The organism is Streptomyces sp. NPDC058812, from assembly GCF_042744565.1.
GTDB lineage: Bacteria > Actinomycetota > Actinomycetes > Streptomycetales > Streptomycetaceae > Streptomyces > Streptomyces thinghirensis.
The window spans coordinates 22,213-28,850 of record NZ_JBHYOB010000036.1; the positions used below are offsets into that span (position 1 = coordinate 22,213).

At 72.9% G+C, this 6,638-nt stretch carries 9 protein-coding genes; 6 read left to right on the plus strand and 3 right to left on the minus strand.

Annotation, left to right across the window (positions count from 1 at the left end; genetic code table 11):
• The first annotated feature begins 97 nt into the window (after window positions 1-97).
• From ACFW48_RS37455 to ACFW48_RS37465, 3 genes are all read left to right on the plus strand, one after another.
• Complete coding sequence (locus tag ACFW48_RS37455) at window positions 98-265, plus strand: hypothetical protein (protein ID WP_386322958.1); 168 nt, start codon at window positions 98-100, stop codon at window positions 263-265.
• 59 nt (window positions 266-324) lie between these two features.
• Window positions 325-594, plus strand: a complete 270-nt coding sequence (locus ACFW48_RS37460; RefSeq protein WP_386322960.1) for a DUF4190 domain-containing protein — start codon at window positions 325-327, stop codon at window positions 592-594.
• 137 nt (window positions 595-731) lie between these two features.
• Window positions 732-1,901, plus strand: coding sequence for a cysteine desulfurase family protein (locus ACFW48_RS37465; RefSeq protein ID WP_386322962.1), 1,170 nt, complete (start codon window positions 732-734; stop codon window positions 1,899-1,901).
• Between the two features lie 3 nt (window positions 1,902-1,904).
• On the opposite strand, the gene ACFW48_RS37470 is transcribed toward ACFW48_RS37465, so the two are convergent.
• Window positions 1,905-2,642 carry an N-acetylmuramoyl-L-alanine amidase gene (locus tag ACFW48_RS37470; protein WP_386322964.1) on the minus strand — a complete coding sequence of 246 codons (738 nt, stop codon included), beginning with the start codon at window positions 2,640-2,642 and terminating at the stop codon, window positions 1,905-1,907.
• A gap of 60 nt (window positions 2,643-2,702) precedes the next feature.
• Here ACFW48_RS37470 and mnmA point away from each other — a divergent pair, with 60 nt between their 5' ends.
• Window positions 2,703-3,833 carry a tRNA 2-thiouridine(34) synthase MnmA gene (mnmA, locus tag ACFW48_RS37475; RefSeq protein ID WP_386322966.1) on the plus strand — a complete coding sequence of 377 codons (1,131 nt, stop codon included), beginning with the start codon at window positions 2,703-2,705 and terminating at the stop codon, window positions 3,831-3,833.
• A 60-nt stretch (window positions 3,834-3,893) separates the two neighbouring features.
• Here mnmA and ACFW48_RS37480 read toward each other — a convergent pair whose 3' ends face one another.
• The gene (locus ACFW48_RS37480; protein ID WP_386322968.1) at window positions 3,894-4,673 is read right to left on the minus strand and encodes an alpha/beta fold hydrolase; all 780 of its coding nucleotides are present in this window, start codon (window positions 4,671-4,673) and stop codon (window positions 3,894-3,896) included.
• Window positions 4,674-4,726: 53 nt separating this feature from the next.
• On the minus strand, window positions 4,727-5,050 hold the full coding sequence (locus ACFW48_RS37485) for a DUF427 domain-containing protein (RefSeq protein WP_386322970.1): 324 nt from the start codon (window positions 5,048-5,050) through the stop codon (window positions 4,727-4,729).
• A 102-nt stretch (window positions 5,051-5,152) separates the two neighbouring features.
• Here ACFW48_RS37485 and ACFW48_RS37490 point away from each other — a divergent pair, with 102 nt between their 5' ends.
• Window positions 5,153-5,692 carry a TIGR00730 family Rossman fold protein gene (locus ACFW48_RS37490; protein ID WP_386322972.1) on the plus strand — a complete coding sequence of 180 codons (540 nt, stop codon included), beginning with the start codon at window positions 5,153-5,155 and terminating at the stop codon, window positions 5,690-5,692.
• 18 nt (window positions 5,693-5,710) lie between these two features.
• Entirely contained in the window at window positions 5,711-6,409 is a 699-nt protein-coding gene (locus ACFW48_RS37495) for an SDR family oxidoreductase (protein WP_386322974.1), read from the plus strand.
• Window positions 6,410-6,638: the final 229 nt, after the last annotated feature.

The window sequence follows — 6,638 nt, forward strand, 5'->3', positions numbered from 1 at the left end:
GTTCTCTGGAATTGAAAAGCCGTGCGGCGCGCTAGACTGACTAGTCAGTGAACAACTGTAACTACAATCGTTCACCCAAGGTTGGGGGATCCGCACCATGCTGTTTCTCGTCGCCGCACTCCTGCTCCTCGGCGTGGTGCTGGGCACCGTCGCCCACGCACCGCTCACCTTCTCCGTCGCCATCGGCCTGGTCATCGCCGTCTGGCTCGGCATCTTCGCGATCCGCGAGCGGCACGGCCGCCGACGGAGCACCTCCGTCCAGTGACGCACGGCACTGACGCACGGCACTGATGCATGTCACTGACGCACGGCAGGGAGAACACCATGCAGCTCACCGCACCGGCCACCACCCGCCGGACCGGCATCCGGGACACCGACGGCATGGCCGTCGCCTCCTTCGTCCTCGGCCTGCTCGGCCTGCTCGTCCTCAACGTCTTCCTCGGTCCGATGGCCATCGCCCTGGCGAGCATCGCCCTGTGGCGCGGCACCGCCCGCCGCGGCCGGGCCCTCCTCGGCCTCGGACTGGGCGTCGCCGACCTGTTGGTCCTGGTGGCGTTCATGGCCGCGGACAACACGATGTCGTGGAGTCTTTGAGTCACGCCGCGGACCACGTGAGCCGCCGCACTGTCCGTACGGCCCGCACGAAGAGGCAGACCACGAAGAGGCAGACCACGAAGAGGCCAACCTTGATCTGAGGCCGGGCGGCCCCGCCCCGTAGAATCGGCCGCACCATGGCTTACCTCGACCACGCCGCGACCACCCCGATGCTTCCCGAGGCAGTCGAGGCACTCACCGCGCACCTGAGCGTCACCGGCAACGCCTCCTCCCTCCACGCGTCCGGCCGCCGCGCACGGCGCACCGTCGAAGAGGCCCGCGAGACCCTCGCCGAAGCCCTCGGTGCCCGCCCCAGCGAGGTGGTCCTCACCTCCGGCGGCACCGAGGCCGACAACCTCGCCGTCAAGGGCCTGTACTGGGCCCGCCGCGACGCCGACCCGGGCCGCACCCGGGTCCTGGCCAGCCCCGTCGAGCACCACGCGGTCCTCGACGCCGTCCACTGGCTCGGCGAACACGAGGGCGCGAGAGTCGAGTACCTGCCGGTCGACGCCCACGGCCGCGTCCACCCCGAGGCGCTGCGCGAGGCCATCGCCCGCGACCCCGCCGACGTGGCCCTCGCCACCGTGATGTGGGCCAACAACGAGATCGGCACGATCATGCCGGTCCGCGAACTCGCCGACGTGGCCGCCGAGTTCGACGTGCCGCTGCACGCCGACACGGTCCAGGCCGTGGGCCAGCTCCCGGTCGACTTCGCCGCCTCCGGGCTCGCCGCGATGACGGTTTCCGGCCACAAGATCGGCGGTCCCTACGGCATCGGCGCGCTGATCCTGGGCCGCGAATACAGCCCCGTACCGGTCCTGCACGGCGGCGGCCAGGAACGCCACGTCCGCTCCGGCACCCTCGACGTCCCCGCCGTCGCCTCCTTCGCGGTCGCCGGCCGCCTCGCCGCCGAGCAGCGCGAGTGGTTCGCCCGCGAGATCGGCGCCCTGCGCGACGACCTGGTCGACGCGGTCCGTACGGCGGTGCCGGACGCGATCCTCGGCGGCGATCCGGCACCGGAGGGCCGCCTCCCGGCCAACGCCCACTTCACCTTCCCCGGCTGCGAGGGCGACTCCCTCCTCCTCCTGCTCGACGCCCAGGGCATCGAGTGCTCCACCGGCTCCGCCTGCACCGCGGGCGTCGCCCAGCCCAGCCACGTCCTGCTGGCCACCGGCACCGACCCCGACCTGGCCCGCGGCACGCTGCGCTTCTCCCTCGGCCACACCTCCACGGAGGCGGACGTCGAGGCGCTCGCCAAGGCCATCGGCCCTGCGGTGGAACGGGCCCGGGCCGCGGGGCTGACGTAGGGGTCAGGCGCTCTTCGAGGCGCTGGGGGAGGGGGCACTCGTGGCCGCCCGCCGCACCAGCTTCAGGTACCGGTCCCAGTCCCAGTGCGGTCCCGGATCGGTGTGGTCGGTGCCCGGCACCTCCACGTGGCCGATGATGTGCTCGCGGTCCAGGGGTATCTCGTACCGCGCGCAGATTCCCGCCGTCAGACGCGCGGAGGCGGCGTACATCTCGTCGGTGAAGTCCTGCGGACGGTCCACGAAGCCCTCGTGCTCGATGCCGACACTGCGCTCGTTGTAGTCGCGGTCGCCCGCGTGGTACGCAACGTCCAGCTCGCGGATCATCTGGGTGACGCGCCCGTCCTGCCCGACGATGTAGTGCGTGGCCGCCTTGTGCCCCGGATCCTGGAACGCCCTGACCGCGCTCGCGAAACTGCCCTGCGTGACGTGGACGATCACCATGTCGACGCCGAAGTCGTCGGGCCGGTCGGCACGCCGCCAGTTCTCGTCCGACGCCGCCACCCATCGCGCGCCGCTGTAGTCGACCGCGCCCGCCTCGCGGGGCCGCTCGACTCCCGGTACGCGCCACCACAGGCGGGCCAGCTCGTCGCGGGCCAGCGCCGCCGTGCCCACGGCCGCCGCCGTGCCGCCGACGATCAGCGCCCGACGGCCGATGCGCCGGTCCGCGTCCTTGGAACCGCCGGCGGGGCCGTTGCCGGAGCCACCGGTGGACGCGCTTCTGGATTCGTGCTTCGCCCCCATGCGATCTTCAACGCATACTCGCGCGCTCCGGTTCCCGCCTCCCCGTACCCTGGAAGGGTTATGACTGAGACCCCGCAGCGCACCCGTCCCCTCCGCGTCCTCGCCGCCATGTCGGGCGGAGTCGACTCCGCCGTCGCCGCCGCCCGCGCGGCCGAGGCGGGGCACGACGTGACCGGCGTCCACCTCGCGCTCTCCGCGAACCCGCAATCCTTCCGCACGGGCGCGCGGGGCTGTTGCACGATCGAGGACTCGCGGGACGCCCGCCGCGCCGCGGACGTCATCGGCATCCCGTTCTACGTGTGGGACCTCGCCGACCGCTTCCGGGAGGACGTGGTCGAGGACTTCGTCGCCGAGTACGAGGCCGGCCGCACCCCGAACCCCTGCCTGCGCTGCAACGAGAAGATCAAGTTCGCCGCACTGCTCGACAAGGCGCTGGCCCTCGGCTTCGACGCCGTCTGCACCGGCCACTACGCCCAGGTGGTCCGGCGGGACGACGGCACACGTGAGCTGCACCGCGCGTCCGACATGGCCAAGGACCAGAGCTACGTCCTCGGGGTGCTGGACGACCGGCAGCTCGCGCACGCGATGTTCCCGCTCGGCGACACGCTCACCACCAAGGACGAGATCCGCGCGGAGGCCGAGCGCCGGGGACTGGCGGTCGCCAAGAAGCCCGACTCGCACGACATCTGCTTCATCGCCGACGGCGACACCCAGGGCTTCCTCGCCGACCGGCTGGGCCGCTCCGAGGGCGACATCGTCGACGAGGCGGGCAACCGGCTCGGCACCCACGAGGGCGCGTACGGCTACACCATCGGCCAGCGCAAGGGGCTCCGTATCGGCACCCCGGCCCCCGACGGCAAGCCCCGCTACGTCCTGGACATCTCCCCGGTGACCAACACGGTGACGGTCGGCCCCGCGGACGCCCTGGACGTCAACGCGCTGCGGGCGATCAAGCCCCGCTGGTGCGGCGCCGCCCCGACCGGACCCGGCACCTACACGGCCCAGCTCCGCGCCCACGGCGGCGAGACCGAGGTACGGGCCGAAGTGGTCGACGGCGCCCTGGAGGTGTCGTTCCGGGAGCCGGTGCGCGGCGTCGCCCCCGGCCAGGCGATCGTGCTGTACGACGGCACCCGCGTGGTGGGCTCGGCGACCATCGCGTCCACCACGCGCGCGACGGCCGGCGTGGCCTGAGCCGGCGGCGACGCCCGACTCCGCTGACGCCGCGCAGGCCGCTGACGCCGCGCGGGCCTCCTACTTCGCGAAGAACTCCGTCAGCACCGGCGCCAGTACACCCGGCTCCACCATGTGGGTCTGGCCCGCCACGGTGCCGTACGTCCCGCCGGGGGCCGCCTCCGCGATCGCGCGGGCGGCCTCGTGCCACCACGCGTCGCTCGCGCCGCCCGCCAGGGCCAGCAGGGGAGCGGTGACCGTGGCGAGCCCGGACCGGGGGACCCGGTTGTCGCCCATCACGGCGTCGTCGTACGCCAGACTCGGCGCGACCGACTCCATGCCGGCCCACATCGGCGACTGGCGGGCGCCCTGGATCATCTCCTCGCCCAGGCCGGTGAACCGCAGGAACAGCTCCACCGCGTCCCCGCGCCGCCCCTGCCCCAGCGCCTCGGCCAGCCGATCGGTGTACTCCGCGGCGGCCCGCGCGGCGGCGTCGTCCATGGCGTACGGCACCTCGTACACGGCCACCCGGCGTACCGGCAGCCCGCTCGCCGCCGCCCGGAGCACCAGCGCGCCGCCCGACGACATGCCGTACAGCGACACCTCGCCGCCCACCGCCTCGATCAGCGCGGCAAGGTCCTCGATCTCGCGTTCCACCGCGTAGGGCTCCGTGTCACCGCTCGCGCCGCGGCCCCGGCGGTCGTACACGGTGACGTCGAGACGCGCCGACAGCTCCGCGGCCAGCGGCGCGACCGTGGCGCCCGTCGACATGGCGCCGCTGACGAGGATGACCGCGGGGCCCTGCCCGGTGCGTTCGTAGGCGATGCGCGTGCCGTCGCGCGAAAGAGTCTTCTTCTCCATGCCTGTGCAGACTGCCCTACGGCACGCGATTCATCGCTCAGGACACGAAGCGGTCAGGACACCTCGACTTCGTAGAAGCAGAGGTGGTCCTTGATCTCCGCCACCTCCGGCTTCGGGTCCGGGTACGCCCAGACGACGTCCGCCGCGTCCGGCAGCGACCAGTAGGACGCGTCGCCCTTGAAGGGGCAGTGCGTGTGCGTGCCGGACGGCGTCAGCAGGCCGAGCCTGACGTCCTCGGCCGGGATGTAGTAGCGCTCCGGACAGCCCGTCTCCCGCAGGACGAGCGCCCGGTCGCTCTCGGCCAGGAGCTGCTCGCCGTGCACCACGCGCACGTGCCGGTCGCTCCGCTCGACGGTGATGCGGTGTCCCTTGGTCACGATCGTCCTCCTCGGTAGCCGGCTCTCCCGACGCTTCTCCTGATGACAGCGCGGCCGGAAGCCGGGTTCTTCCCCGTGGCGCGCCGAACGTACCGTTGCCCCATGAACATCTGCGTCTTCCTCTCCGCCGCCGACCTCGACGAGCGCTACACGCGCCCCGCGAAGGAGTTCGCCGAACTGCTCGGAAAGGGCGGTCACACTCTCGTCTGGGGCGGCTCCGACGTCGGCCTGATGAAGGTGGTCGCCGACGGCGTGCAGCAGTCCGGCGGGCGGCTGCTCGGTGTCTCGGTCGACTTCCTGGCGGCCAAGGCGCGCGAGGGTGCCGACGAGATGGTGATCGCGCGGGACCTCGCCGAGCGCAAGCGGCTGCTGCTGGAGAAGGCCGACGCCGTCGTGATCATGGTGGGTGGTACCGGCACGCTGGACGAGGCGACGGAGATCCTGGAGCTGAAGAAGCACGGGCACACCGACAAGCCCGTCGTCCTGCTCAACACGGCGGGCTTCTACGACGGCCTCAAGGAGCAGTTCCGCCGCATGGAGGACGAGGGCTTCCTGCCCCGCCCCCTCACCGAGCTGGTGTTCTTCGCCGAGGAGCCGGTCGGGGCGCTCGCCTACCTGGAGGAGAGCCAGGGCATCGAGTGACCCGCCGGTGATGCGAGCATGGCGGGCATGGCTACACATGTGATCACCGGAGCGGGCTCCGGCATCGGCGCGGCCGTGACCCGCCGCCTGCACGAGCGCGGCGACGAGGTCGTCCTGCACGCGCGCGACGCCGGCCGGGCGAAGGAACTGGCGGCCGCGTTCCCCGGCGCGCAGACGCTGGTCGGCGACCTGGCGGACCCGGACAAGCTCTCCTGGGCCTTCTCGCACCAGACCCTGCCCGGCCGCGTGGACTCGCTGCTGCACATCGCCGGGGTGGTCGACCTCGGCGATGTCGGCGACCTCACCCCCAAGGCCTGGCGCAACCAGCTCAACGTCAACCTGGTCGCGCCCGCCGAGCTGACCCGCCTCTTCCTGCCCCAGCTCCGCGTCGCCCAGGGCCACGTGCTCTTCGTCAACTCCGGCTCCGGTCTCAACGCCCACGCCGGCTGGTCCGCGTACGGCGCCTCCAAGCACGGCCTGAAGGCGCTGGCCGACGCGCTGCGCCAGGAGGAGCACGCGAACGGCGTCCGCGTCACCTCGGTCTACCCCGGCCGCACCGCCAGCCCCATGCAGGCCAAGGTCCACCAGCAGGAGGGCAAGGAGTACGACCCCGCCAAGTGGATCGACCCCGAGTCGGTCGCCACGACGATCCTGATGGCCCTGGACCTGCCGAGGGACGCGGAAGTCAACGACCTGACGGTACGCCCGGGACGGTGAGCCCTCTTCTCGGACGCCGGTCCGGTGCGCTCAGCCCGCCCGGCGTTCGAGGACGAGGCCGTCAAGGCCGAAAGCGGGGGTCCGGGGGCGCGGCCCCCGGGGACGGGAAGGGGCGGCGGGGGGGGGACCCGCCCCGCCCCCCCCACCCCCCCCCCCCCCCCCCCCCGCGCCCCGCGGGGGCGGGGCCCCGGTGCACAGATCAGCCCCCGCCGCCCCCCCCCCCCCGCGG